23 protein-coding genes are annotated in these 26025 nt (G+C 37.2%); 7 read left to right on the top strand and 16 right to left on the bottom strand.

What is annotated here, in order from left to right:
• On the top strand, positions 1-639 hold a 639-nt coding region (locus ES948_RS10910), incomplete at its 5' end, for a hypothetical protein (protein ID WP_188109506.1).
• Positions 640-695: 56 nt separating this feature from the next.
• On the opposite strand, the gene ES948_RS10150 is transcribed toward ES948_RS10910, so the two are convergent.
• On the bottom strand, positions 696-2996 hold the full coding sequence (locus tag ES948_RS10150) for a molybdopterin oxidoreductase family protein (RefSeq protein ID WP_152184835.1): 2301 nt from the start codon (positions 2994-2996) through the stop codon (positions 696-698).
• Positions 2997-3109: 113 nt separating this feature from the next.
• Here ES948_RS10150 and ES948_RS10145 point away from each other — a divergent pair, with 113 nt between their 5' ends.
• Complete coding sequence (locus ES948_RS10145) at positions 3110-4375, top strand: coiled-coil domain-containing protein (protein WP_152184834.1); 1266 nt, start codon at positions 3110-3112, stop codon at positions 4373-4375.
• 3 nt (positions 4376-4378) lie between these two features.
• Here ES948_RS10145 and ES948_RS10140 read toward each other — a convergent pair whose 3' ends face one another.
• From ES948_RS10140 to ES948_RS10120, 5 genes are all read right to left on the bottom strand, one after another.
• Entirely contained in the window at positions 4379-5944 is a 1566-nt protein-coding gene (locus ES948_RS10140; RefSeq protein WP_152184833.1) for a DmsC/YnfH family molybdoenzyme membrane anchor subunit, read from the bottom strand.
• 227 nt (positions 5945-6171) lie between these two features.
• Complete coding sequence (locus ES948_RS10135; protein ID WP_152184832.1) at positions 6172-6675, bottom strand: YcxB family protein; 504 nt, start codon at positions 6673-6675, stop codon at positions 6172-6174.
• Positions 6668-7273 (bottom strand): SND2/TMEM208 family protein, encoded by a 606-nt coding sequence (locus ES948_RS10130; protein WP_152184831.1) that lies wholly within the window; start codon positions 7271-7273, stop codon positions 6668-6670. The genes ES948_RS10135 and ES948_RS10130 overlap by 8 nt, the downstream gene beginning before the upstream one ends.
• A 48-nt stretch (positions 7274-7321) precedes the next feature.
• Positions 7322-9010 (bottom strand): cbb3-type cytochrome c oxidase subunit I, encoded by a 1689-nt coding sequence (locus tag ES948_RS10125; RefSeq protein WP_152184830.1) that lies wholly within the window; start codon positions 9008-9010, stop codon positions 7322-7324.
• Positions 9007-9600 carry a cupredoxin domain-containing protein gene (locus ES948_RS10120; RefSeq protein ID WP_152184829.1) on the bottom strand — a complete coding sequence of 198 codons (594 nt, stop codon included), beginning with the start codon at positions 9598-9600 and terminating at the stop codon, positions 9007-9009. The genes ES948_RS10125 and ES948_RS10120 overlap by 4 nt, the downstream gene beginning before the upstream one ends.
• Positions 9601-9811: 211 nt before the next feature.
• Between ES948_RS10120 and ES948_RS10115 the strand changes: the two genes are divergently transcribed.
• Entirely contained in the window at positions 9812-11095 is a 1284-nt protein-coding gene (locus ES948_RS10115; RefSeq protein WP_152184828.1) for an MFS transporter, read from the top strand.
• A gap of 14 nt (positions 11096-11109) precedes the next feature.
• Positions 11110-12750: a bifunctional protein-serine/threonine kinase/phosphatase gene (locus ES948_RS10110; RefSeq protein WP_152184827.1), complete on the top strand. Its 1641-nt coding sequence runs from the start codon at positions 11110-11112 to the stop codon at positions 12748-12750.
• A gap of 36 nt (positions 12751-12786) precedes the next feature.
• On the opposite strand, the gene ES948_RS10105 is transcribed toward ES948_RS10110, so the two are convergent.
• From ES948_RS10105 to napA, 9 genes are read right to left on the bottom strand one after another with little or no spacing between them, the layout of a single operon-like run.
• A complete protein-coding gene (locus tag ES948_RS10105; protein WP_152184826.1) occupies positions 12787-13098 on the bottom strand; it encodes a hypothetical protein in 312 nt (103 codons plus the stop codon).
• Entirely contained in the window at positions 13098-13496 is a 399-nt protein-coding gene (locus ES948_RS10100) for a chaperone NapD (protein ID WP_152184825.1), read from the bottom strand. The genes ES948_RS10105 and ES948_RS10100 overlap by 1 nt, the downstream gene beginning before the upstream one ends.
• 13 nt (positions 13497-13509) lie before the next feature.
• Positions 13510-13953 carry a PAS domain-containing protein gene (locus tag ES948_RS10095; RefSeq protein ID WP_152184836.1) on the bottom strand — a complete coding sequence of 148 codons (444 nt, stop codon included), beginning with the start codon at positions 13951-13953 and terminating at the stop codon, positions 13510-13512.
• A gap of 17 nt (positions 13954-13970) precedes the next feature.
• Positions 13971-14924, bottom strand: coding sequence for a WD40 repeat domain-containing protein (locus tag ES948_RS10090; RefSeq protein ID WP_152184824.1), 954 nt, complete (start codon positions 14922-14924; stop codon positions 13971-13973).
• 1 nt (position 14925) lies between these two features.
• Positions 14926-15423 carry a ferredoxin-type protein NapF gene (locus ES948_RS10085; RefSeq protein WP_152184823.1) on the bottom strand — a complete coding sequence of 166 codons (498 nt, stop codon included), beginning with the start codon at positions 15421-15423 and terminating at the stop codon, positions 14926-14928.
• Positions 15424-15431: 8 nt separating this feature from the next.
• The gene (locus ES948_RS10080) at positions 15432-16094 is read right to left on the bottom strand and encodes a nitrate reductase cytochrome c-type subunit (protein WP_152184822.1); all 663 of its coding nucleotides are present in this window, start codon (positions 16092-16094) and stop codon (positions 15432-15434) included.
• 1 nt (position 16095) lies between these two features.
• Positions 16096-16926 (bottom strand): quinol dehydrogenase ferredoxin subunit NapH, encoded by an 831-nt coding sequence (gene napH, locus ES948_RS10075; protein ID WP_152184821.1) that lies wholly within the window; start codon positions 16924-16926, stop codon positions 16096-16098.
• Positions 16919-17731, bottom strand: a complete 813-nt coding sequence (napG, locus tag ES948_RS10070; protein ID WP_281346809.1) for a ferredoxin-type protein NapG — start codon at positions 17729-17731, stop codon at positions 16919-16921. The genes napH and napG overlap by 8 nt, the downstream gene beginning before the upstream one ends.
• A 23-nt stretch (positions 17732-17754) precedes the next feature.
• A complete protein-coding gene (gene napA / locus ES948_RS10065; protein WP_152184819.1) occupies positions 17755-20580 on the bottom strand; it encodes a nitrate reductase catalytic subunit NapA in 2826 nt (941 codons plus the stop codon).
• Positions 20581-20799: 219 nt separating this feature from the next.
• Between napA and ES948_RS10060 the strand changes: the two genes are divergently transcribed.
• From ES948_RS10060 to ES948_RS10050, 3 genes are all read left to right on the top strand, one after another.
• On the top strand, positions 20800-22068 hold the full coding sequence (locus ES948_RS10060) for a hypothetical protein (protein WP_152184818.1): 1269 nt from the start codon (positions 20800-20802) through the stop codon (positions 22066-22068).
• Positions 22069-22265: 197 nt separating this feature from the next.
• The gene (locus ES948_RS10055; RefSeq protein ID WP_152184817.1) at positions 22266-24218 is read left to right on the top strand and encodes a M3 family metallopeptidase; all 1953 of its coding nucleotides are present in this window, start codon (positions 22266-22268) and stop codon (positions 24216-24218) included.
• Positions 24219-24271: 53 nt separating this feature from the next.
• Positions 24272-25219, top strand: a complete 948-nt coding sequence (locus ES948_RS10050; protein WP_246153867.1) for an endonuclease/exonuclease/phosphatase family protein — start codon at positions 24272-24274, stop codon at positions 25217-25219.
• Here the strand turns inward: ES948_RS10050 and ES948_RS10045 are convergent.
• Positions 25216-25896 carry a uracil-DNA glycosylase gene (locus ES948_RS10045; protein ID WP_152184815.1) on the bottom strand — a complete coding sequence of 227 codons (681 nt, stop codon included), beginning with the start codon at positions 25894-25896 and terminating at the stop codon, positions 25216-25218. The two genes, ES948_RS10050 and ES948_RS10045, sit on opposite strands and share 4 nt — an antisense overlap.
• Positions 25897-26025: the final 129 nt, after the last annotated feature.

Raw genomic sequence — 26025 nt, 5'->3', positions numbered from 1 at the left:
TTAAGAGGTGGAAATTGCATTTATTGGTTGAATGGGCGTCATATAAAAACATTAATTATTGATCCACCAAAAAAATTAACAATTGCAAAAAAAATAAGACAAACAATGAACAAAAATACTTTTTTGACATTACTACTATTAATGACAACTATTTATAGTTTATTCTTAATAGAGAGCCTTGAATCTAAAAGAGATATTCGAGGAAAATCTATATCTAAAATTATTAATATTGGAATTAAAGAAGATAAGGCACAAGAAGCATTGTTAGCATCATATTTAGTTAATAATAATGTTGATAGCAATTTAAGCTTAAATAATTTTAGTTCACAAAAAATCAATAATGAATTAGCTAATTTTTTAAAAACACAAAAAGATAACACACCTAGTTTAATAAATAAAAAGAGTAGTATTATTTTTCTTATTATTGGTTCAATATTAGGAATCGCAATATATACAAGGCAAATTATAAGATATTACGAAACAAGCAGTTTTATACTAATTACTAAAAGAGCAGAAAAAGAATTACAAAATTTTATTGATAGCAAAAATAAACTAGAATATTTTTCATTAACACTAATTGCTATTTCTATTATATGTTCTGTAATTGCAAATATTATATATCAATTCTTTTTTATCTAATAAGACTTCATAGCCAATAAATACACTAGCGGTCATTTATTGGCTAGAGTCAATCCTTAATAAGCCTCTTCTTCCTTCTCTCTAACCTTATGCGCCACACCCTCATAAACAACTTTATGATGTGCTATCGCTCCGCTCACCTCTTGTTCTTCAAGTGTTAGTCCCTCTGGCACTGCTTTAGAGTGAAGTTGAATGGCAGTCTGTTTAAAGTTTGGCTCACCGGACTTTGGACAGAAGCTCTCATTTGTAAGGGCATTGACAAGCTGTTCGTTAAAGTGAAACGGTACAAAAACCGTTCCCGGTCTTACACTTCCTGTCACACGCACTACTACATCATCCACACGACCACGAGGAGAACTGAGACTCATTCTATCACCTGATTTTACCTTGAGTTTTTTCGCATCATTTGGGCTTATATCTACCCATGCTTCTGGTGCTAGGTTATCCAAGATATCAATTGCTCTCGTTTTTGTGCGTGTATGCCACTGCTCAACTGTACGACCGGTATTGAGTATCACTGGAAACTCAGGACTTACCGGCTCTGCCATCGGATGCCACTCTAAAGGAAGCAGTTTTGCTTTTTGGTCCGGCGTTCTAAATGGTATATCTTTCGTATAGAGACGTTTTGATCCAAGTGGAAACTGCTCATTACACGGCCACTGAATCCCGCCATGCTCTTCTAGTAACTCATAAGTGATACCACTATAATCACACAGCTGTCCTTTTGAGACCTTTCTCCACTCTTCAAAAGCATCACGTGGCTCACTCCAACCATTAAAGAGCATCTCATTGACACCTTCGAAATATTTTGAGAACTCTAGAATGATATCAAAGTCACTCTTACTCTCACCATACGGCTCTACTGCCTTGTTGGCTTTGTTACAACGACGCTCCGAGTTTGTATAGACTCCCTCTTTTTCACCCCATGTTGCTGCTGCAAATACTACATCTGCAATCTGTGCAGTATCACCTAAAAATGCATCCTGAACGACTAAAATATCAAGTTTTGCCAAAGTTTTACGCAGTTTTTCCTGATTTACAAAGCTCACAAGCGGATTGGTTGCTGTAATCCAAAGTGCTTTTATCTCACCTCTGTCTATCGCATCGATAATCTCAGCATATTTATACCCACGCTCACGTGGGATGATCTCTTCTGGAACATTCACAATGCTTGCATATTCTTTGAGTGCTTTTTCATCACCGTAGTTTCTATAGCCCGGCAAAGAAGATGTAAAACCTGTCTCACGTGTACCCATCGCATTACACTGTCCTGTGATGGAAAATGGTCCGGCACCTTCACGACCGATATGCCCTGTTAAGAGATGCAGATTGATGATGGCACTTACAGTATCAGTTCCCATAAAGGATTGATTGACTCCCATGGTCCAAGCACTTAGTACTCTCTCTTGAGAGACAAACTCACGTGCAAGCTCATAAAGAGTCTTTACATCGATGCCAGTAATATTTGCTACCTCTTGTGGTGGGTAATCCTGAAGATGCTTACGAAGCTCTTTGATACCTGTCGTATTTGCTTTGATATAGCCTTCATTCTCCCAGCCTTGCTCTAAGATGATGTAAGCAAGACCATTAAATAGGGCCAAATCTGTACGCGGCTTGATTGGAACATAAACATCTGCCATCTGTGAAGTTTTTGAAGCACGTGGATCAATGACGATGACTTTTTTCTTCTCACGCTTATTTTTGTTGATATGCAAAGTCAAAATTGGATGGTTATCTGCGATATTTGCACCGATTAAAAAGATAGTATCTGCTTTTTCAAAATCCTCATAACTCCCTACAGGTCCGTCACTTCCAAGTGATTGTTTATAACCCATAACAGCTGAGGCCATACAAAGTGTTGTGTTACCGTCATAATTATTTGTACGAAGACCTAGTTGTACAAACTTTCCAAGTGTATAAAACTCCTCTGTTAAAAATTGTCCTGTTCCAATAACTGCAACAGCTTTGTTTCCATAGGTTTTTTGAATGCGTTTGAACTCAGAACTTACTTTACTGAATGCTTCATCCCAAGTTGCACTTTGCAACGTACCGTTTTTTCTGATAAGTGGCGTTGCTATTCTGTGTGGAGAGTTTATCATTTGATGTTCTGAGAGACCCTTTGGACAGAGTGTTCCCTGATTGACAAAGTGTTTGGGATTTCCTTTTGTATAGACCGCTTTACCATCTTTGACGCCAATGTAGAGTCCACATCCTACTCCACAGTATCCACAAGTAGAAAAAACCCATTTATCAGGTTTTCGTTCATCAGCGATCATACCGAAAACTTCATCACTGGAGAGTTTAAACTTATCCTCTTTTATGTCAAAACCTAAAAAATCTTTTATCTTGCTTATCATGAAATACTCTTTATCAAATTATTACTCAATAATATCATAAAATAGAAGATGCCTCTCTACAAAAGAGTTCAAAAATTAAGCAATAAAAATAAATTTTTCGATAAAATAATCTTATGCACAGACAAATAGATATAGATGAACAGATTTTAGATGCTTTAGTAGAGATAATTGAAAATTATGAAGATGAAATACTTTATGATTATAAAGGCAAAGAGAACCAGATTTTACTCAAAAGTACTCTGGTATCTCGCATAACTGATTTCTTATTTAAAAATATTCCCATTACAGAAGATGCACAAAAAGATCTTATAAAAGCATATATCCGCGCCGCATTTGAGCTGACACAAAATGCTGTCGTTATCAGTAAGAAAGGTAATCTTTTTATCAAAATCATTGATGAAACAGTCCGGAAACAGGTCGCAGAAAAAGATAAAAACACAGTCAAAAATCGCTATAACGGTATCAAAGAAGAGGAGCTGCAATCTTTTTATGATGAATTTTTCGAAGAAGAAGAGAACAAAACCTTCTTCTTCGAAGTTGCCAAAGAGTTTGTTCATAAATATTTTATCGTCAAAAAAATTTCCAATGATGAGTTTGAGAGAAATGTTTTCTCGTACATCCATGCAATCACCCTAGAGAAACTTGCCAAAATCTATGATGATGAAGATGAATTTTTTCTCGGTTTTGCCGGTTATATTTTTCGTATCCACTTTAAAGAGGTCTTCTCTTTTATCTCTGAACTCATCTTAGATGAGATCGCTATCTCCAATCGTTATATGATGGATTTTCTCAACTACTACTCTCAAGATATTTTGGTTGTAAAAGGTGTCAAATATAAAGTCCCTCACATCGAAGCAGACAATGGCCTTCGATGGACAGTTCCCTCAATGCTCAGTATTGTAAAGATCTATACAAAGGCTAAAACATCCATAATTGAACTCAAAAAAGAGAAAAATGATTTTCAAAAAAGAGTTCAAAAATTTTATGTCAACGGACTCTCTCCTGTTAAAAACAATGAGCTGTTACAGAGTGAAAAGGCAAGTCTGGAGATCGAGATAGAACATACTACCCGCTCCATAAATATTTTAAATGACAAACTCGACATCACAAAAGATGATGAGAAGAAAAAAGTAGTAAGAGAGGAGATTCTAAAAGAACAAGAAAAACTCAAACAGATTAAAGAGAAAAAAGAAGAGATACTGCAAAAAGTTGTAAAACAAAAAGGACTCTCTGAGTATGTAGCCCTGCAAAAAGAGCTTGACACACTAAGTAGAAAACTCCAGCGTGAGAAAAAAATCCTCAAACAAAATGAAGAAGCTTACAACTCCATCAAAAGTGCCCTTGTCAAAGCACTTATCTCTAAAAAAAGCAGACTCTAGAACTTATCTCTGCTTTCCTACGAAAAATCCACCAGCCATACCAAGTGGTACAACTGTCGTATAAAAAAGAAATCTGTCCGCTATCTCACTTGCAAAACTCACAAGTAGCGTTAGCCCTAAAATCACAGAGGCCATCATCATAGATGCACCACTGACAAAAACAAGTGCTAAAAGTGGGAGCAGCACACCTCCTAATAGAAGTGTTACAAAACGTATCTTCTTCACATTCGAAAAATTTTCATTAAGTAGTCGCTTTGTACGTTGCAGTTGGTACGCATTCTCTTTGGCATCTAGTGTACGTATATCTTCATAAGAGAAGAAGAGCTGTGCAAGTGCACCAAGCATTCCCATCGTTGTAAGTGGAATAATTGCCTCTTGCACACTCGATAAACTACTGATAAATGCAAGTAAAAATGCACCGATATAAGCTACTCCGAAAAACTTATAGTTCGTCGTTATACGATTCCATGACGGACGCGCTTTTATACGGTAAATCATACTCTGTGCATAGATTCCATACACGCCTACAGCAAGTGTAAGAGCTTCTATCAAGAGTCTTAAGAACTGTGAAACATCAAAGAAATAAAGTGCCACAACACCAGACATCAACCCAGTAAAGACGCCAAGAGCCAATGCCTCACGTGAGAGCCAAGAAGTTTTGATGTTCTTCATCGCAGTAAGAGCCAAAAACGGACGACCAAGGTGCAGTGCAGAGAGTGGTAGACCAATGGCAGCCGGAAGCATAACCAGCAGAGCCATGATCCAGTTTGTACTCTCAAATCCAAAAAGGCTCATCACATCACCCAAAAAGAGGGCAAAGAAACCACCTAAAGATATCTGTGTAAGCACTGTCATAAAGACAAGCGGTATCTCTTTATGAGCAGGTTTTAATATATGCTCATCCATCTCTTTCATATTTTCAGGTAGGTTATCAGGAAGTGTGTAGCGAGTTGTTGAGTTTGTGATGCGGGCATCCGGTAAAAACGGCATATTTGCCTCTTCATCTATGTCACGATTTAACCACTCTTCAACATTGACCACTTCTATCTCTATAGCCCCTGCAGGACAGGCTTGAACACATGCAGGACTCTGCCCCTCATCAAGCCTCTCATGACACATATGACACTTGGTGACGATATTTCTCTCTTCATGAAAAACAGGTACCTGATAGGGACAGTTCCATGTACAGTACTGACACCCTATACAGACATCATCATCATGAAAAACAATTCCGTTATCAAGTTTGATATATGAGTTTGTAGGACACCCTTTCATACACTCCGGGTCTATACAATGATTACAGGACATGGAGTTGAGCATCTGAGTAAAAACCGGAAAGTCCCCACCTTCCATCTCACCGACACGACGCCATTTTATATCTGCAGGATTGTTATTTTGTTCGTTACAGGCAACTTCACAACAGCGACAACCAACACACTTCACTGCATCAAAGTGAAAACGGTACTGTTCTCCTTCTTTAAGCGGTGGAACATCAATGGAGTATGAACCACACTGCATTCCTGTATCTGCTTTGTGATCTATAAAACTCTCTAAGGGTGTCTTGCTCATCTCTTGCCTCTGTTTGCTTTAACCCAAATTTTAGAAATCTCTATTACATAATTTGGGTTTAATATTAGGCATATTATACACAGATATAAGACTCCTCACTCTAAAACAGTGGATAAAAAATAAGCAAATGCTATTTTATTCCGCTAAGTCTTCTTTGTCCATTGTCATACCAACAATAATGATTCCAGCTAAAAAAAGGACAATTATTCCCATAAACAGATATGCCATTAACACTCCTTTTTATAAAATATCTCTTTTTTCTTTACCAGTACAATAAACTTTTCTCTATCTTCTGTAGATTTAAATGTACTTTTTGGAAAAAAGAGAAAGGAGTCCCCTTTATATAGTAGATAACCATCACATAAAGAGATAACTTCTAAAATCTCTCGCCACTCTATAAAACTTCCATCAATTTTCAAGTTATTCTCATCTATCTCAATGCTAAACTTATGATTTTTTATATCAGAAGCCATAAATCCACGAAGCAGCATATTTTTACGCAGTGGCCAACGCAAAGCGTACCAGTAAATCACAAGCAAAGTTGAGATAATCAACAGTCCATAAACATCTTTTTTGAGTGCTCCAACAACACCGAACTGTGTAAGTGCTATAAAAAACCACCCTAAAAATCTCTTTGGAGAGTGTTTCATATTAAAGTCATAAATGGCTTTGCTTGCCTGTAAGAAAGTCTCTTTATCCCAGGTATATGCTAACTTTATCTTCTTAGACATGTTCATCACACTCTTCTATCATCAAGTCCTCTTTTTTGATGCACCCTTGCTCTTGCAAATCCTCCAGTAATGCTTTGGTTTGCAAATATTTTTCATCATATATCTTTTTATTTGTTGCATAAAGTCTGCTCTGCTTCTTCCCATACCAATACGCTAGTGCTACAGAAGAAGCAAAAAGACCATAAATCCACCACTGCCAATCTTTTAGGTTGAGAAGCACTATGAAATACTGCACAGAGAAAAGAACAAAAAATTCGATTGAAAAGATGATGACAAGTGTAGCACTCTGTTCAAAATCAAGTGTATATTTTTCAAGCTCACGCAACGAAGCTAAATTTTCATTCACCTGCTTTGCTTTGGACTTGCACTCATCTTTTAAATCATCTGTCTTAATGTCTCTTATATGAATATTGCTCAGATTATACTCAACAGTTGTCTGCATATAATCATTTAAGATTTCAGGACGCTTTTGCATCGCCTCATGTATCTCATCTTCACTGACACGATTTTTCTTCCAGAATCGCTGAACATCTTGCAGTACCAAATCATAAAGACCTACTGTTTTTATCTCTTTAGCAACTCGTTGTAAGTTTATCAACTTTGATTTCCTTGTTTTGAGTCTGGAGTATTTCCAGACTCTTTTTTTCTAATTTGCAAATGCAGGGTCATCTGCTGGTTCTATCTCATCTTCTATACCATAAGAAGCAGTTTTATCTTCTGCAGGTAAAAAGATTCCGATTAACCCTTTGATACCAACACTCATAACAATGTTATATAAGAATACAAACCATGCAATTAATAGCATACTTCCACAAATAGCCGCAAATATCATGTCTGGATTGAACTGTCCGTCAACATAGAGGTGACGACGAAGCATTCCGTCTAGTCCGGCCATACCCATAAATGCACCCATCCCGATACCACCTATGAGGTGTAACCAGTAGTGTGTATTCGAGAGCTTATGCGAGTAGAGCTTTGTGTTGTTTGTCACAATCGGCCACAGTACATAAACAGCAGAATAGAGTGTCATATAAAGACCAACAATCAGTGCAATATGCACATGCGCTCCAATAATCCACTGTGTATTATGCAGTACTCTGTTCATCCCCATATCTGCTTGAATGATAGCAGCAGGTACAGCCAGACCAAACCCAATGAGTCCGCCAAGAAGATACTTTAACTCCATTGTCATTTTCAGTGGACGTGCCTTCCAGAGTGTTACAAGCGTAATGAAAAGCGCAAGTCCCTGCGTGAGCAGTTCAAATGCCGTTACCATCTCACCGGAAATCAATTTCATCATTTCAGGTTGACCTTGGTCACCAAGAAGGTGATGCGACCAAACCATCCAAGAGACAAGAAGTTCAAGCATCAGTGCCGCACGCGCAACATTTTCCATAAAGAGCTTTTGCCCGGTGATAAGTGTAGCTAAAAGATACCATGAACCTGCAACATAGATAAGTACAAGCCCATCAGCAACAAGATCAAGCCCCCACCAAAAAAAGTTCTTATAAAGCAGGGCATCAATTGCCGAGACATCCCATGAAGCTCCACTAAGATCTGCGAGTAAAAAGACAAGGACCAAGATACCTGCACCTAAAATAACCACAGCATCTAAGAATGTATCAACCGTACCACGAAAGATAGCCACAACAGGAAGTGCAAGTGCGGGCTCTTTTGTATATGGTGGCTTGCCTCTGAGCTTATTCATCAAATTTAACAGTCCGTCAATACCAAAACCAGAGATTAGTAACTCTTTCATTGTTTTATCTTTATGTACACCTACGCGGGCAAAGATCGTTGCATAGATATTATAGATAAATCCAAATGTACCAAACATAATGAGTGCCACACCAATGATAAAGACAACCCCACCAATGGCACTAAACTGCGAAGTATCTGCCGGAAGCGGCCAGTAAAGCGTATAAAGCGGTGCATATTGCCATACAAATGCAGCCATCCAGGCAAGCGCAGTCCCAAGTGTAATTAGTAACCATGTCCAGTTTGCAAGTTTTACACTGTAGAGCGGTTTTTTAGTAAGATAAGGTACCAAAAATAAAAAAGCACCAAACACAAGTTGATATGTCGAACCAAAGATCCCAACGATTGGGTGTACTGTCATAATTGAGAAGAAATGATCAGGATGAAAGAACTGTTCAGGAACAGGATTACCAGGAACCCGTCCAACCTCAACCATCCTCATTATCATACCCTCTAAAGCAACAAGCCCATAAAACAAAAAGCTCATCACAACTGATCGAAGCGTCACTTTTTGTAAAGCATTGAGACTTTTGTGATCAAAATTCGTACCTTCTATAAGGTTTTTTGTAAAACTCATTTTTTCAATCCTCCCTCTTTACAGCCTGTTACTTTTACAAAGTTTTTCACTTCCATCAAATCCTCTCCATCTTCACTGTATTGATGCGGACCGGAATACTCTGTTGAAGTCATATTAAAGACACCATTATGATTGAATGTCCAAAGAATATCATTCGGTGTTCCCGGATTTACCTGCATCTGCATTACCATAGAACCATCCTGACGAAAAAGTCCAAATCCATATGTCAAATCATGACTTTTAACATTAAAAAGAACTCTTTCCTCACACTGAATCACTATCTGTTTCGTTGGAAGCTTCCATTTATGGTTTTTTACCTCTATATTGTATACTGCATCAGGTTTGATGTTATGTCTGTCTATATCTTCAGATACCCATGGAATTGTGTTGTATGTAAAGATATGGTGTCCTACACCACCAGCAACTAAAAATGCCATATACCAGTAAAACGGTATACGAAAGACCGATTTTGCATCTTTTCTTGTCAGGTTATATCCAAACCATGCAACAATAGAAATAATCATTGCCGCATAGATCGAGTATGCAACCCAGTGAAACGCAAGTAATTGGGCCGAGTTTGTAAACGTCATCTTCTTTCTCCTTCAAATTTTGTAGAATTTTATAAAAACGCTTAAATATTAACCTTGATATATATCAATAAATATACATATGTTTTGCATATATTGAGCAATTATTAATCATACACTATTTTCAAACTGTATATTTTTTAACCATACATACACACGCAAAAGAGCTCTTATATATTATAATTGCAGCATCAATTAACTAGGAGAGATTTTTATGGCAGGATTTAAAGCCCTTAAAGGACAAGGTGACGCAAAAACGCTTTTTGCAGCTTTTTTGTATTTTGATTTTAGTTTTATGGTTTGGACAATGCTCGGACCACTTTCAACTGAAATAGCAGAATCATTACATGCAGCCAGTGGATTCTTAATGACTCCATCACAAAAAGCGACACTACTTTCAATTCCAATCTTAGCAGGTGCACTGCTTCGTATCTTACTCGGATTCGGTGTTGATAAATTTGGACCTAAAAAGACAGCTCTTATGGCTCAGGGTGTTGTTATCTCAGTACTTTTTTACGCATTTTTCAGAGGTGAATCTATCACATATAACGAACTTTTAGTTGTGGCTCTTGGTCTTGGTTTTGCAGGGGCTTCATTTGCAGTTGCCCTTCCACAGGCTGGTCAGTGGTATCCGCCGAAACTCCAAGGTGTTGTTCTTGGAATTGCAGGGGCTGGGAACATCGGAGTCGTAATCGACTTTCTTTTTGCACCAAAAATTGCAGAGATTTGGGGATGGCAGGCAGTATTTTTAGTAGGTGGTCTTCTCTCTACTCTTATCTTTGTTACATACCTTTTTATGGCAAAAGATGCTCCTAAAGAAGTCTATGTAGCACGTCCTAAGAAAGTAGCTGATTATCTAAAACTTCTACGTGATAAAGACACATGGTGGTTTGGACTTTTTTATGCAGTTAGTTTTGGTGGATTTGTCGGTTTTGCCAACTATATGAAAGTTTACTTGATGAATACCTATCAGGTAGATATGTCTGCTTTTGGACTAGATGTTTTCAAGGAACCAAACGTAAAAGTCATTGCGGGATACTTTGGAGCACTGACAATCTTTGCAGGAGCTGTTTTACGTCCTGTCGGTGGTGCTGTTGCTGATAAAATGGGTGGTGTAAAATCACTCTATATCTTCTTTGGTGTAGTATCTGTTTTAGCACTTGTCAATTCCCTTGTTGCTCTTCCTTTTTGGGTAGCGATTGCCGTACTGTTTTTCATCATGGCGTCACTTGGCATGGCAAATGGTGCAGTTTTTCAACTTGTACCTCAGAGATTTGGTAAAGATATTGGTATAATGACAGGACTTATTGGTGCTGCTGGTGGTATCGGTGGTACAATCCTTGTCAAAACACTTGGTTGGTCAAAAGCTGCATTTGATGGGTATAGTGCCGGTTTTATGATATTTGCAGGAATTGTTTTAGTAGCTATCATCGGTATCTCACTTGTAAAAACAAGATGGAGAACAACTTGGGGTGTTGCAGCGGGTGGTAGAATTTAAAAAGGACACATTACATGACATCAAATACTCTTAAATTTTCCGGTTTTTCACTTGCTAAACGTAAAGAGCTTACTGGAGATGATTTTTATGATGTCAAAACTATTGGTGACTTGACAGTTGCCATTGTTTGTGATGGTGTTGGCAGTGCACTCGAAGGTGCTGCTGCTGCGAAACGTACAACACAGCACCTCATGAACAACTTTAAAATCCGTCCAAAATCCTGGGAGATAGAAAAATCAATCAAATCCTTTATAGAGTCTATAAACGCTATCCTTTATCAAGAGTCTCAAGTAAATTATGAATCTCCTGAACTAGTCACCACCTTAACTATCGTTGTTATCCAGGGCAATCGCCTCTATGGTGCAAATGTTGGAGATAGCAGAGTCTATCTTTATCGAGATAACAAACTCAACCAACTCTCATATGACCATGCGATGGATGAAGAAGGCTATGAAAATGTCCTCACGCAGGCTATAGGAATAGTACCTGAAGTAGAACCTTACTATTTTGAGAACATTGTCCAAAAAGATGACAAGATCCTCCTCTGCAGTGACGGTCTCTATAATGTTTTGGATGAAAAAGAACTCACAAAAAACATCAAACTCGGAAATGCACACACACTTGTAAAAAAAGCAAGTACAAAAGAAAAAGACAATCTTCCTGATGACACAACAGCTGTTGTCATTGAGATTCTCAAAGCTGATGAATATGCAACACTCAGACGTCAAAAACTTGCAATTCCCCAAACATTGAAAAAAGGACAAGTTATTGATGGTTATGAGCTTATCAAACCACTCATTCAAAATGAGCGTACATGGCTTGTCCATAAAAAAACAAAAGATTATGTACTCAAGTTTGCACCCTATGAAGCGATAGATGATGAATCAATACTGGACCTTTTTGTAAAAGAGGCATGGAATGCAAAACGGCTAAAAGCTGACTTCTTTCCAAAAGCAGTCATTCCAAAAACACGTACGATGCGTTACTATGTTATGCAGCTCTTTAAAGGTGAAGACCTTGACCACTACCTCACGCATAAACAACTCACAATTGATGACAGCGTAGAGCTTGCAGCAACTCTTTTAAAGATGTCACAGTTCTTACTCAAGTATGATCTACTTCACGGTGATATTAAACCACCAAATATCATGATTGCAAAAAATGATGATGAGAATCTGGAGTTTAAAATCATTGATTTTGGAAGTATTACAGAAATTTTTTCAACTGATTCCAAAGCAGGAACACCTAGTTTTTTAGCGCCTGAACGTTTTTTAGGTGAAGCTATCAGTGAGACAACTGAAATCTTTGCCATTGGTGTCACACTCTATGTAGCACTTACAGGGAAATATCCATACGGAGAGATAGAACCTTTTCAAAATCCATCTTTTAAAGAGGCAAAAAAGCCAAGTTCTTTTAATAAAAATATTCCTGACTGGCTTGATAGTGTCATTATGCGTTCAATTGCTATTGATAAAGAGCAGCGATACTCCCACTACTCAGAGATGCATTATGAGCTGACACACCCTGAAAAAGTAAAACCATACTTTATTAAAGATGCACCACTTATTGAAAAGTCACCGCTTGTTTTTTACAAACGCGCTTTTATAATCATGACTTTTGTCAACTTTATTCTTATCTATCTCCTACTCAAATAGTAGACAGATAAAAACAAATGAGTGTAGCCTAAAAAGCTACTCCTCTTTTTTCTCTGCAACAGGAGTGATAGGCTCACCTAACTCCTCTTCAATTTTTGCACGTTGCTCTGCCATTTTCAAACGAATCTCATCAAGTACGAACGGTGGAACATTATCATCTTTGAGCCATTTAACCTCATCAATATGTCCCCCATAATCAGCACCCATCTCTTCGATCTTTGTCTCATACTCATCTAGATCGAAACAGACCTCAACACGCTCATCATCAGGGTCTGTTACATCTTTGAGCTCTATAAACCACTTATCAGAATCATCAAGTTTTATTGTGGAAGTAAACACAACAGCCATTATTCAACTCCGTCAGGATTACTTAAACTCTTAGCAAAATCGATAAGTTCATCATCTTTTTTCTTTAAGTCTCCGTGGTATGTCACTCTGTCAATCTCGACATCTTCATTTTTAAGTAAATTTGGTACAGCATCTGATTCGTTAATTACTTTAATGTTTGCATCAAGTTCATCTTCAGAGTATGCCATCTGCATATCCGCAGCAATAACGTGAGGAATCGCTTCAATAACTTTGAGTTTACTAAGTTCTTCACTGACATCTTCACCCTCGATGGTAATAATGATACGCCCCTTTTCATCATGAAGATGGTAGTCACATACTTCACAGTTCTTCAAACTTTCAACAACTTCATCTAAAAACTTCGGTAGTGTCTGTACTACAATACTTGATATATTCATTATTCTGTCCTTTTTATTCGTAAATTACTTTTCTTATTTTTTCATTACTCTCAGCACGCATTTTATCATACAATCTTTGATATTTTAGCTTAGTTTCATAAGAAATCGGTGTTCGGAGTGATTTATACTCCACCAATTCACCATTTTTATATACTCCTGAAACTATCGCTTCAACCCAGTAAAAACCTTTATCTTTTCGCATATTTTTAACAATACCTATCCACTGTTTTCCAGCTTGAATGGTACTCCACAAATCTTTAAAAGCAGCACTTGGCATATCAGGATGTCGTACGATACTGTGTGGCTTGCCAATTAGTTCACTCTCATGATAACCACTTATCTCACAAAAAGTTTCATTTGCATAGGTAATATTCCCAGACAAATCTGTACGTGAGATGATAAGTTCATGCTCTGGTACTTCTGTCTCAATTAAAAATTCACTCTCATTAAATTCCATCATAACATACCTCCTGCTTACTTTATCTTAAAATACCGAACACTGTTAGAGCTACTGTTGATAAAAAACTCTTTTTCATTAATGAAATAAATACCATTGACTATCATCTTGTCTGATGCAAATTTCCCTATCGGTTCTCTCGTACTTGTCTGAAAAAGTGTAACATTATTGTTCATATCACTACTGTATGCACCAATGAGACCACTAGGGCTCAGACCAACTCCATAAACAAAAAACTTCGAAGCTTTATAGTACCCGCTTCCGGTCTTTACATTGTAAATACCTGCTCGTCTGTCCTGGCCTCCGGTTAGAATCATATCGCCTTTAAAGTCTATTGAGAAGATATTATCAACATTTTGCCCACTGAGTGTTTTAGTGTTTTTTCCATCTTTTGTAGAAAGCACATGAACATCTCCACTCTCATCTGCAATCACCACCATACTTCTGTCGTTATTGAGTGCAAAACTGGAAAATTTTGACATAGATGCCTGTGTCACCCAGTTCTTCTTCTTACTCTTTATATTATAAGAGATGATATCATTACTGATCAGTGCCATTAAGATATTTTCACTGTCAATAAACTTTGCTTTAATGATATTGAGCATATCATCTTTAGAGACGACAAGTTCCAGCTTATTGTCCTTATAAAGATGTATTCGACTATACCCTCCACTGTCTTGTGAAAGAATTAAAAGTGTTTTATCTATCATATCAAGAGAAAATATTTTTGAGTTGACATCATCTCCCATAAAATCTTTAATCTTCTTCAGATTTATCTTTTTTGTCTCTTTTTTACTTTTGGTATCAAAAATCTCTACTTTGCCATCATCTGTTGCAACATAAAGTATCTTTTTTACATACAATACATCTGTCGCAAGACCAGAAGAGAGTTTATATGTATATTGAGGTTCTATAAGATTTTTCCCAAACAAACTTGTAAAAAAAATCAAAACTAAAAATATATATTTCATATTAACTCACCTTTAAAATATCAATGGCATCTGCAGGACAACGTCCTATACAAAAACCGCAACTTGTACATTTTTCATTTATTTCAGGCATAAACATCGCCTTAAAGTCAATGGCATTATCAAGACATGGGTCTTTACAGGAAAAACACATGACCCCCTGCCAACTCAAACACTTCGATTGATTAATGACAATACTTGCCTCAATATACTGTTTATCCTCAACCAAAAGCACATCACTCGGGCAGACAAGCGCACACTCATCACAGTAGGTACATCCACGTACACTCAAATCCAATCTTGGTGTTTTGTCTTCTGTTATTACAATTATTTGCTCTTGACACAAAGAGGCACATTCCCCTTCGCAGTTTTGACACTCTGTGGCAAAAGCATCGGCATCTTTGTAGTATGGAGGCCTTAAAACAACATCTTTCTCTTTTGTCTCTCTTACTGCCTCTTTTACAGAGGAAGAAAGAAAGCTAAAAAGCTCTCTTCTTTCCATATTATCTACTACTTAGCAGTATCGATATGCTGCATCCATTTAGACTGATCCCAAGATGATTTTGAAGCACCATCAGGAGATGTATAAACTGGAGTAAAGTGACTCTCATCTACAAGATTGTTTGTAGCTTGTGGAGCATGACACTGTGAACAGTTAAATCTACCTGCATACAATTTTTGATCTTTATCAACCTTAATAGAAATATCCGCCATATCCTCATTTGATGTATTTTTTAGATTCTTACCATTTTTAAGAATTTTATCACCCTTAACTGCAGTTTTTGGTCTGAAGTTTGTAAAGTGAGAAATTGGAATCGGCGTTGCACCCATAGATGAAGCCATATCTGGCATATGACATGATACACACTGATTATTGTCTTTAGTAATCGGTAACATACCTGTCGTGTCATGTGGAATCATTGGTGGAGCATCTTGGAAAGCTCTTGGAAACTTTTTCGATGTTCCAGGTGCAGCTGAATGATACTCAACTTTTGGCGGAATAACATCCTCTTTTAAAAGGTCATTTGTTCCTCTGTACCCTAAATTAGCCTCAGTAATTGTTGGTTTAACAACACTTTTTTCAGCTTTTGCTTCTGTGTTTGCAGCATTACATCCAACAAGAAGTAGAGCTGAAGCAGCTAGACCTATCGTAATTTTTGTTAAAATTTTCATTTTACTCTCCCGTTTTTTTATTTTGAATAAAATCTCTTATTGAGAATCTTAAAGCATCATCATCACATACTTCAATACATCGTGCACAGTTTGTGCACTCACCTGAAAGTACAGGAATCGACTCTTTACCTATCATGTGAAGCACCTGTTTTTCAGGACAAACTACTTTACACTTCATACAAAGAGTACAATTCTCTTCAATGTGATGTACTCTAATAAAACTAAACTTTCCTAAAATTGAATAAAAACCGCCAAGAGGACAAATATGACCACACCAACCGTTTTTCAAAACCAACAAATCAAATACAAAGATGATAAGCACTGCTGCCCATCCAAATCCTATTCCAAAAATGATACCACGATGTAGCATCGAGATTGGTGAAATGAACTCAAAAGCTGCAATCCCCATCAGTGCTGAGATAACCAAGCTAAGCCCTAACACCCAATATCTTACATTTCTGCTTATTGGCTGTTTTTGCAGCTGTGCTCTGTCAATATCAAACACTCTTCGCAAATAGTTTGCACTGTCTGTAACCATATTCACAGGACAAACCCAAGAACAAAACGCACGCCCTCCAATAAGGAAGTAAAAAAGTGTTACAACTGCTACACCCAGCAATAAATCTGTTGCAACAATTACACCAGTTGCTACCATCTGCATCACTGCAAATGGATCACTCATCGGAATGATTCCAAAGATTTCAGACGTTGAAAGATTTCCTTGTAAAATCTTCCATCCCCAGGCATTTGCACCAAAAAAGAGAACTAAAATCCCAATCTGTGTAAATCTTCTTAGTATTAGATATCTGTAATGGTTCCATATCTTACTCATCTAATAAACCTTCAAATCCTGCATTGAGCTTGTCTACAGCTTTTTTTCTACTTATATTTGTTGTTGTTCGGATTGCGTGAGCATCTTTGAGTCTCGCTTCATCCTTTTTATCCCAGCCTTTTATGTAATGGCTTCCGGCTTTCCCCATCGCTACCTCACGCGGCAGAATAAAAATCGCAGGTTTTTCCGTTACACAGGCTTTCTCACACATTCCACACCCTGTACATGCATCTGCATGAACTACCGGTTTTAAGAATGCATGTTTACCGGTTCTTTCATTTTTAGAATATTCAACAGTTATCGCCTGACCTAATATTGGACACGCTCTGTAACAAGCATCACATTGAATTCCCCAAAAAGCAATACAGCTATTTTCATCAATAACTGCAAGCCCCATATCAGCTACATTGATATCAAGATGACCATCAACCGTTACACTCGGCTCATCGAGTGCACCACTTGGACAAACCGGGACACACGGAATATCTTCACACATATAACAAGGGATGTCCCTCGGTGTAAAAAACGGTGTTCCAATCGGCATATGATCACCTGGTTTTGCAAGTTTCAGTGTGTCGTACGGACACGCTTCAACACACAAACCACACTTGATACATGTTTTTAAAAAATCATTCTCTTTTATAGCTGCAGGCGGACGCAGTATAAGTGGTGAAGCTTTCGCTTCATCAAGATATGCGCTCCATACCATTCCACCTATTGCTGCATAGCCGACACCTCTTGCCATATTCAAGATAAATTTTCTTCTATCGCTAAGAGGCTTTTTTGCTTCTGAATGGTTACTCAAAATAACACTTCCTTTTTTTAAAATTATGCTTTATAAATTTTTACAGCACATTTTTTAAAGTCTGTCTGTTTCGACATTGGACACGTTTGGTCAAGCGTAACTTTATTGATAAACACACGCTCATCAAACCAAGGTACGAATACTAATGGTTTTGGAGGTCTGTTACGTCCACGAGTCTCAACACGAGCTCTTACTCTACCACGACGAGATTCAACCCAACAAAGATCATTATCTTTGAGTCCTCTCTCTTCAGCGGCTTTAGGGTTCATGTAAACCAATGCCTCTGGAACCGCACGATACAGTTCAGGCACACGCATAGTCATTGTTCCTGAGTGCCAGTGTTCAAGTACACGACCTGTACATAACCACAAGTCATAATTTTCATCTGGCATTTCTGGTGGATCCATGTACGGACGAGCAAAGATTTTCGCTTTATCAGTCAATGGTTTTTTCTTTTTATCTTGTACACCAGTCAAGTTACCTGATGGTAATGCTTTTGCAAGTGGACCATAGAATGCAAACTCACTGCCTCTACCATTCTCTTTTGCATGTTTTGCTGCATATGGGTCAAACTTAACATTAAATCTCCATGCAGTCTCTTTACCATTAACAACTGGCCATTTAAGTCCACGAACTTTATGATATGTAACAAAGTCTGCCAAGTCATGACCGTGACCACGACCAAAGGAAGCATACTCTTCCCAGAGGTATTGATGAATCATGAAACCATAACCTTTGAACACTTTACCATCAGTTCCTACTACATTTCTCTCATCACCAATACATTCAGAGTTATCATACCCTTTTTGAGGGAAAGAATCTAAATCAATTTTATATTTTTTCGCTCTGTCATTAGCATAAAGGATCTCAAACATAGTTGTATCTGGTTTATAACCCATTTTATATGCTTCTTGACGAACATCTGGAAGTTTTTTACCATTTCTAAGAGTATACGCACCCCATAGATCATCTACAGTAAAGCGTTTTGAAAGCTCAACCCACTGCCAAGTATCAGACATTGCTTCACCTACAGGAAGAACTTGCTGTCTCCAGTGTTGTGAACGTCTCTCAGCATTTCCGTAAGCACCCCATTTTTCATAAATCATCGCAGATGGTAAGATAAGGTCAGATACCATTGCAGAGATTCCTGGATATCCATCAGATGTGACGATGAAGTTATCCATCTCACGAGCAGCTTTTACCCAGTGTTTTGCATTTGCAGAATCTTGGTACGCATTACATACATTTACCCATGCAAACTTAACAACACCATCTTCAATATCACGGTGGATTTTCATAATGTGCTGATTACCAACAGGGTTGAGTGTTCCAGCAGGAATATGCCATCCTTTTTCTGTAATAGCTCTGTGTTTAGGATTCTTAACCATCATATCAGCCGGTAAACGGTGACAGAATGTACCAACTTCACGAGCAGTACCACAAGCTGAAGGCTGACCAGTTAAAGAGAATGCTCCAGAACCTGGTTTCGCTTGTTTGTTAAGCATAAAGTGAACATTATATGAAAGTGTATTATCCCAAGTACCACGTGTATGCTGATTCATACCCATAGTCCAGAAACTTACAACTTTTCTATCTTTTTCAATGTAAAGCGCTGCTAAATCTTGCAGTTTTTTCTTAAAGCTATCAAGAGACTCTTCTGGATCACCTTTACAAAGTTTTGCAGTATAGTCTAGTGTATAAGGAGCTAAAGATTTTTTGTACTCTTCAAAAGAGATTTCCCAGTGCTTGAGTGTTCCTGGAGTGTTTTTCATTACATCACCAGCTTTATAACCATACGGTTCTAATGCAGGACCTTCTAAATCAGAAACAACTTTACTCATCTCTTTCTTGTATGTTTCCATCTCAAGCTCAGTGTATTTACCGTCTTTGAAAGATTTTTCACCGGCACGTCTGAAACCATATCCGATATTTACGGGACCAGCCGCAAAAATGATATTTTTCTTGATGAAATCCCAATCAATTGCTTCAGGATGATTGTAAACAATCTCACGAGCAAGGTAGTTCCATAAAGCGAGGTCAGTATTTGGTCTAAAGATGATGTTAAAATCACCAAGGTCACATGTTCTGTGTGTATATGTCTGAATATTTACAACCTTTACACGATCTGGATCTGATAATTTTCTATCAGTTACACGAGACCATAAAATCGGGTGCATCTCTGCCATATTTGAACCCCAAGTTACGATTGTATCTGTAAGCTCGATATCATCATAACAACCAGATGGCTCATCTATACCAAATGTTTGATAAAAACCAACAACCGCAGATGCCATACAATGACGAGCATTTGGATCAATGGCATTTGATCTGAATCCACCTTTCATCATTTTCTGAGCAGCATACCCTTCCATAATAGTATATTGACCAGATGCAAATACTGCTACACCTTCAGGACCTTTCTCTTTAAGTGCGATTCTGATGTGTTTTTCCATCTCATCATAAGCTCTTTTCCAAGATATAGGAGCAAATTTCCCCTTCTTGTCAAATTCACCCTTTTCATTTACACGAAGTAGTGGTTGCGTGAGTCTGTCAGCACCATACATAATCTTCGCATTAAAATAACCTTTAATACAGTTAAGACCACGATTAACCGGAGCTGCCGGGTCCCCTTTTACTGCTACGATTTTTCTATCTTTTCCATCGCCGGTAGTTGCGAGCATAATCCCACAACCAGTACCACAGAAACGACAAGCCGCTTTATCCCATCTCCAATTACTTTCAGCTGTGCTTGCATTTGCTTCTAGCTCTGCCGGTACACTCATACCGATAGCCGCTGCTGCCGATGCTGCCGCTGAACTTTTAAGAAATTCTCTTCTTGAAAGTGACATATTTTCTCCTATTAGATAAATTTTGAACTGTTGTTAAGGTGTCCATTAACGGTACAATGATATCACTATAAGTACTCAAAATAATTGATATATGTCAAATTTATACTTCACAAATGTGGTATAATTTTGTCAGGGCCTTTGAAAAGTAGTCTAGCTTAATTTTTTAAGCTTAACATTATAATAGGCTTCTGCCTTATTACAAAGAAGAGAAGGAATAAAATGAAAAAAATTACAATGTCAGCTGTTGCTTTAACAGCAATTATGGGTTCTTTTAGCAGTGTAAGTGCTGCAGACGGTATCAATATCTTAGATGATTTAGTACTAGATGGTCAAATCCGTCCTAGATTTGAAATGGTTGATGATAATAATCCAGCAACTAAAAATGCAAATGCATATACTGCAAGAACAAAATTAAAAGTGACAGGTAAGCTACTAGGTGTTGATGGACTTTCTGCTTCTGTTGGTATTATTTCAGTCAATGATTTTGGTTCAAATACATATAACAGCACATCAAATAGTCAAACTGATTATGCTATTGTTGCAGACCCTGAAAAAGCAATGATTTCAAATGCAGAAGTTAACTATAAAGTAGGAGATACTTTACTTCATGCAGGTCGTGGTCAGGTAAATCTTGATAACCAAAGATTTATTGGTACTGTTGGTTGGAGACAACTCGAGAGAAGCTATGACTCTGTGTTTGTTGCAAACAATTCTATTAACAATCTTTCACTATTAGCTGCATGGGTATACGGCGTTCAAGGGGTAAAAAGTCTTGCAGGCGATAATGGTCTTTATGGTGAAAACACTTATGATACTAATACAGTACTTTTACACGCTGCTTATACAGTAAATGATGCTTTAAAAATAACAGCATATGACTATATGATTGCAAGCCTACATGATACTTATGGTATAGCATTAACGGGGAAAGTAAAGGTTGATTCAGCAGCACTTACATACCGTGCAGAATATGCTGTTCAAAAAGATGCAACAATGGAAATCCATAATGAGAAAGGAAAAGCAGATGCATCATACTATAACCTAGATTTAGGTGCAAATATTTCTGGTATTTTAGCAGGTGTTAACTATGAATTCTTAAGTGGTGCAAGTGGAACTGAAACAGCATTCGCATGTACATTAGGTACAAACCATAAATTTAATGGTTGGGCAGATCAATTTTTAGCTACTCCAACTGGTGGTTTAATTGATGCAAATGTACGTCTTGGATATAAAGCAAAAGGTTTTGGTAAACTTTTGGCTGTTTATCATGACTTCTCAGCAGATACTGCTATGACTTTAGATACAGGAAGTGGTACAGGTGATGATCTTGGTTCTGAATTTGATGTTGTTTATGTTAATAAAATCCCAGGAGTCAATGGTTTAACTGGTATGCTTAAATATGCTGATTACTCAAAAGGAACTGTTGGTGGCAAAAATGACAAACAAGTCTTCTGGGCAATGCTTGACTACAAATTCTCTACAAAATAAGAAAATGTTGAGAGTTAGACTTACAAATTTCATATAAACTCCAATATTAAGCAGTATGGCTTTTGCCTCTGCTTAATATTCCTAATAAAATGCATTATGCTTTTTCGGAAGCAAGGTTTCAACCTTGCCTTATTACACATCACACAAAATTACAAACATTTTAAATGCTATAATTACACAAAAAAGGCTGTAATTATATGAGCAAATTTTTACCATTTTCGTGCGATTTAGAAACTTTCATCGATGAACTTCAAGAAAAGATAAACGACAATCAAAAAACCATAGAGACACTCCTCACGCAAGAACAAAAAACTTTCGCAAACTTTGTAAAGCCACTCGAACTAATGGAAGAAGAACTCGAACACTTCTTCACGCCACTCTCACATCTAAACGCAGTAAATAACTCAGATCAAACTCAAAAGGTCTATACAGATTCACTCCCTATCATTACAGAGTACTCCACCAAACTCTCACAAGATATAAGACTCTACGATGTATTTAAAGAGATTGAAAAAAATGAAGCAGACTCTCTTAATTTCGAACAAAAAAGAGTCCTTGAGCTCAACATCCAAAACTTTGAGCTCAGTGGTGCGCACTTGGATGATGTAACAAAAGCACGCCTTCAAGAGATTAACATCAAAAAGAGTGAACTTAGCAATAACTTCTCACAAAACCTTCTTGATGCTACAAATGCCTATGAGTACATTATAACAGATGAAAAAGATGTAGAAGGTCTGCCAGAAAGTGAGAAAGAAACAGCAAAATTTACCGATGAAGATGGTCAAGTCAAATATAAACTAACCCTCCAGATGCCATCATACATAGCCTACATGACTTACGGACCGAACAGAGCTATCCGAGAAGAGCTCTACCGAGCTTATACTTCACGTGCCCCAGAGAATGCTAAAATTATAGATGAGATTTTAGCTTTGCGTGAGGAGATGAGCAAACTCTTAGGCTTTGAAAATTATGCACAGTATTCACTGGCTTCAAAAATGGCAAAAAATGAAAAGAGTGTACTCGGATTTTTAGAGACCTTGCTTGACAACTCTATCACGCAAGCTCAAAATGAACTCCAAAAGCTCCAGGCCATAGCATCTCACCCATTAGAGAGTCACGATACTGCCTTTTACAGTGAACTCCTTAAAAAAGAACAATACGCACTAGATGAAGAGGAGTACCGTCCTTACTTTGAGCAAAGAAATGTCGTAAATGGAATGTTTTGTTTTTTAGAAAGACTTTTTGATATTACTTTTAAAGAAGTAGATGTAAAACTCTGGCATGAAAAAGCCTATGCCTATGATGTCTATGAAAACAAAAAACTCAAAGCCAGAGTCTATTTTGATCTCGAAGCAAGAGAATCCAAACGTGGTGGTGCATGGATGCATAACTGGCAATCTCATGCAACAAATATAGAAGGAGAAGAACAACTCGCTTCTGCATTTGTTGTCTGTAATTTTCCACCTTCGAGTGACAATCAACCATCACTTCTGCGTCATGATGATGTAGTAACACTCTTTCATGAAATGGGACACACTATCCATCATCTGCTCAGTGAAGTAAAAGAGAATGAAGTCAGTGGTGTTAATGGTGTAGAATGGGATGCAGTCGAGTACCCAAGTCAGTTTTTGGAAAACTTTGCATATGAACCAAAAGTCCTCCAACTCTTTGCAAAACATTACAAAACTGGAGAAGTTCTACCAGATGATATGATTGAAAAACTCGTGCGTAGCAAAAACTTTCTCTCAGCCCTTGGAATGCTCAGACAATTAGAGTTTTCCATCTTTGATTTTAAACTGCATTCTAAACTTTATCAAGGTGAAGAAGTTCAAAATCTTCTAGACTCGATCAGGGAAAAAACAGCACTTATGAAACCTCCTTCTTACAATAAATTTCAAAATGGTTTTGCTCACATCTTTGCAGGTGGTTATGCTGCAGGATACTACAGTTATAAATGGGCTGAAGTTTTAAGTGCCGATACTTTCTATCAAGTTGTGGATGAAGGTACTTTTGATTCAAAAACAGCAAAAAAATATCGTGATATCATTCTGCATTTGGGAGGCGCTAAAAGCATGCAGAATCTCTACATCGAGCTTATGGGAAGAGAAGCAAAACCAGAACAACTCCTCCGCCTTAATGGAATAAAATAGTGAAATTTTTTCTCTATTTGTTTCTACTGATAACAACACTTTTTGGAGAAACTTTGAAAATAGCAACATACAATGTAGAAAATCTTTTTGACTTACAAAGAAACGGACACGAATACAGAGAGTACATTCCAAATACAAAAGCAAACTGGAATGCAAAAACCTATAAGATTAAACTGCAAAATATTGCTAAAGTTATCCAAGATATTGATGCTGACATTATAGGACTCCAAGAAATAGAATCCCTTCAAGCACTTAAAGACCTACGTTACACACTAAAACGTGCAGGACTCTACTATCAGTACTATAAAATAGCAAACTTAAAAAACACTACTATAAAAGTAGCCATACTATCAAAAATGCCTTTTGTTACTACACATGAAGTAGCTGTAACATACTCCTATAGATATAGAAATATTTTAGAGGTCAAATTTAAAATCAACGGCAAAGATTTATATGTTTTAGTAAACCATTGGAAAAGTAAAGCAGGACCAGAAAGTATGCGTATAGTCTCTGCAAAAAAACTCAAAAAAAGGGTTGAAGAACTAGGATTTGATAAAAATATCATAGCCCTTGGTGACTTTAACTCAGATTATGAAGAGTACATTCGTTTTAAACGCAAAAGAAAACATAATGATACCGATGGCATCACAGGAATCAATCATATATTAGGCACTATAAACTACCAAGACACAGCAGATAAGATTAAAATAAACAAAGGTGAGTTTTATAATCTCTGGTACGATGAAAAAGATGAAAATAAAAGAATTTCCTATATTTACAGAGGAAAAAAAGAAGCAATGGACAGCATCTTAATCACAACAGCTTTACTTGATAATAAAGGTCTTGATTATAAAAAAGCCTCCATTCATTCTCTACAAAAGCCTTACCTATTCAAAGGAAAGTCAATCTATCGTTGGCAAATGAAGTGGGGAAAAACAAGACGCCACTATGGGCGAGGTTATTCTGACCACCTACCAGTTATAGCCGAATTTATTTACTAGTTTAAACACCAATCAATTGGCTCTTTTGCGTGAGCTTGTAAATATGCATTAGTTTTAGAAAATGGTTTAGAACCAAAAAAACCTCGATAAGAAGATAGTGGTGATGGGTGAGGTGCTTTCAAGACCAAATGCTTCGAACTGTCTATCAGCTTCTCTTTCATCTGAGCAGGCCTACCCCACAGTATAAAAACAACATTTTCTAAATTATCACTGATAGCTTTTATCGTAGCATCAGTAAAATTTTCCCAACCCATACCTCTATGTGAATTAGCTTCACCGGCTCGAACGGTTAAAACAGTATTTAAAAGCAATACCCCCTGCTTTGCCCATTTTGAAAGATTTCCATTTTTGGGATACGCACAACCGATATCATCGACAAGTTCAGTAAAAATATTTTTAAGTGATGGAGGAAATAAAATACCATCCCTAACAGAAAAAGAGAGTCCGTGAGCCTGATTGGCTCCATGATATGGATCTTGACCAAGAATGACTACTTTTAAATCATGAAAATCCATAGAGTTATAGGCTCGAAACAGATTACTGTTTTTTGGATATATTTTATATTGTAATTTTTCATCAAGTAAAAATTGTTTTAAATCTATAAAATATTTTTTACAAAACTCATCACGTAAGACATTTTTCCAACTTTGTGGTATTTTTGGATTAACAGCGTCCATAAAGAACCTTATTTTTTAAATACAATAATAACAAAAACTTTATTTAATAAAGAGATAATACTAATAAGAAATAGTGAGATAGATAAGAAATTGATCCGAACTAGGCAGCGACCTACATTCCCACACCTG

Origin of the sequence: Sulfurimonas indica, from assembly GCF_009192995.1 — a bacterium.
GTDB classification, from domain to species: domain Bacteria; phylum Campylobacterota; class Campylobacteria; order Campylobacterales; family Sulfurimonadaceae; genus Sulfurimonas; species Sulfurimonas indica.
This window is presented reverse-complemented; position numbering and strand designations above follow the sequence as displayed.

Bases quoted from the DNA above. Each gene is read 5' to 3' on its own strand.
- ES948_RS10150 (WP_152184835.1), bottom strand. From the start codon at position 2,996: ATGATAAGCAAGATAAAAGATTTTTTAGGTTTTGACATAAAAGAGGAT.
- ES948_RS10145 (WP_152184834.1), top strand. From the start codon at position 3,110: ATGCACAGACAAATAGATATAGATGAACAGATTTTAGATGCTTTAGTA.
- ES948_RS10140 (WP_152184833.1), bottom strand. From the start codon at position 5,944: ATGAGCAAGACACCCTTAGAGAGTTTTATAGATCACAAAGCAGATACA.
- ES948_RS10135 (WP_152184832.1), bottom strand. From the start codon at position 6,675: ATGTCTAAGAAGATAAAGTTAGCATATACCTGGGATAAAGAGACTTTC.
- ES948_RS10125 (WP_152184830.1), bottom strand. From the start codon at position 9,010: ATGAGTTTTACAAAAAACCTTATAGAAGGTACGAATTTTGATCACAAA.
- ES948_RS10120 (WP_152184829.1), bottom strand. From the start codon at position 9,600: ATGACGTTTACAAACTCGGCCCAATTACTTGCGTTTCACTGGGTTGCA.
- ES948_RS10115 (WP_152184828.1), top strand. From the start codon at position 9,812: ATGGCAGGATTTAAAGCCCTTAAAGGACAAGGTGACGCAAAAACGCTT.
- ES948_RS10110 (WP_152184827.1), top strand. From the start codon at position 11,110: ATGACATCAAATACTCTTAAATTTTCCGGTTTTTCACTTGCTAAACGT.
- ES948_RS10105 (WP_152184826.1), bottom strand. From the start codon at position 13,098: ATGGCTGTTGTGTTTACTTCCACAATAAAACTTGATGATTCTGATAAG.
- ES948_RS10100 (WP_152184825.1), bottom strand. From the start codon at position 13,496: ATGAATATATCAAGTATTGTAGTACAGACACTACCGAAGTTTTTAGAT.
- ES948_RS10095 (WP_152184836.1), bottom strand. From the start codon at position 13,953: ATGGAATTTAATGAGAGTGAATTTTTAATTGAGACAGAAGTACCAGAG.
- ES948_RS10090 (WP_152184824.1), bottom strand. From the start codon at position 14,924: ATGAAATATATATTTTTAGTTTTGATTTTTTTTACAAGTTTGTTTGGG.
- ES948_RS10085 (WP_152184823.1), bottom strand. From the start codon at position 15,423: ATGGAAAGAAGAGAGCTTTTTAGCTTTCTTTCTTCCTCTGTAAAAGAG.
- ES948_RS10080 (WP_152184822.1), bottom strand. From the start codon at position 16,094: ATGAAAATTTTAACAAAAATTACGATAGGTCTAGCTGCTTCAGCTCTA.
- napH (WP_152184821.1), bottom strand. From the start codon at position 16,926: ATGAGTAAGATATGGAACCATTACAGATATCTAATACTAAGAAGATTT.
- napA (WP_152184819.1), bottom strand. From the start codon at position 20,580: ATGTCACTTTCAAGAAGAGAATTTCTTAAAAGTTCAGCGGCAGCATCG.
- ES948_RS10060 (WP_152184818.1), top strand. From the start codon at position 20,800: ATGAAAAAAATTACAATGTCAGCTGTTGCTTTAACAGCAATTATGGGT.
- ES948_RS10055 (WP_152184817.1), top strand. From the start codon at position 22,266: ATGAGCAAATTTTTACCATTTTCGTGCGATTTAGAAACTTTCATCGAT.
- ES948_RS10045 (WP_152184815.1), bottom strand. From the start codon at position 25,896: ATGGACGCTGTTAATCCAAAAATACCACAAAGTTGGAAAAATGTCTTA.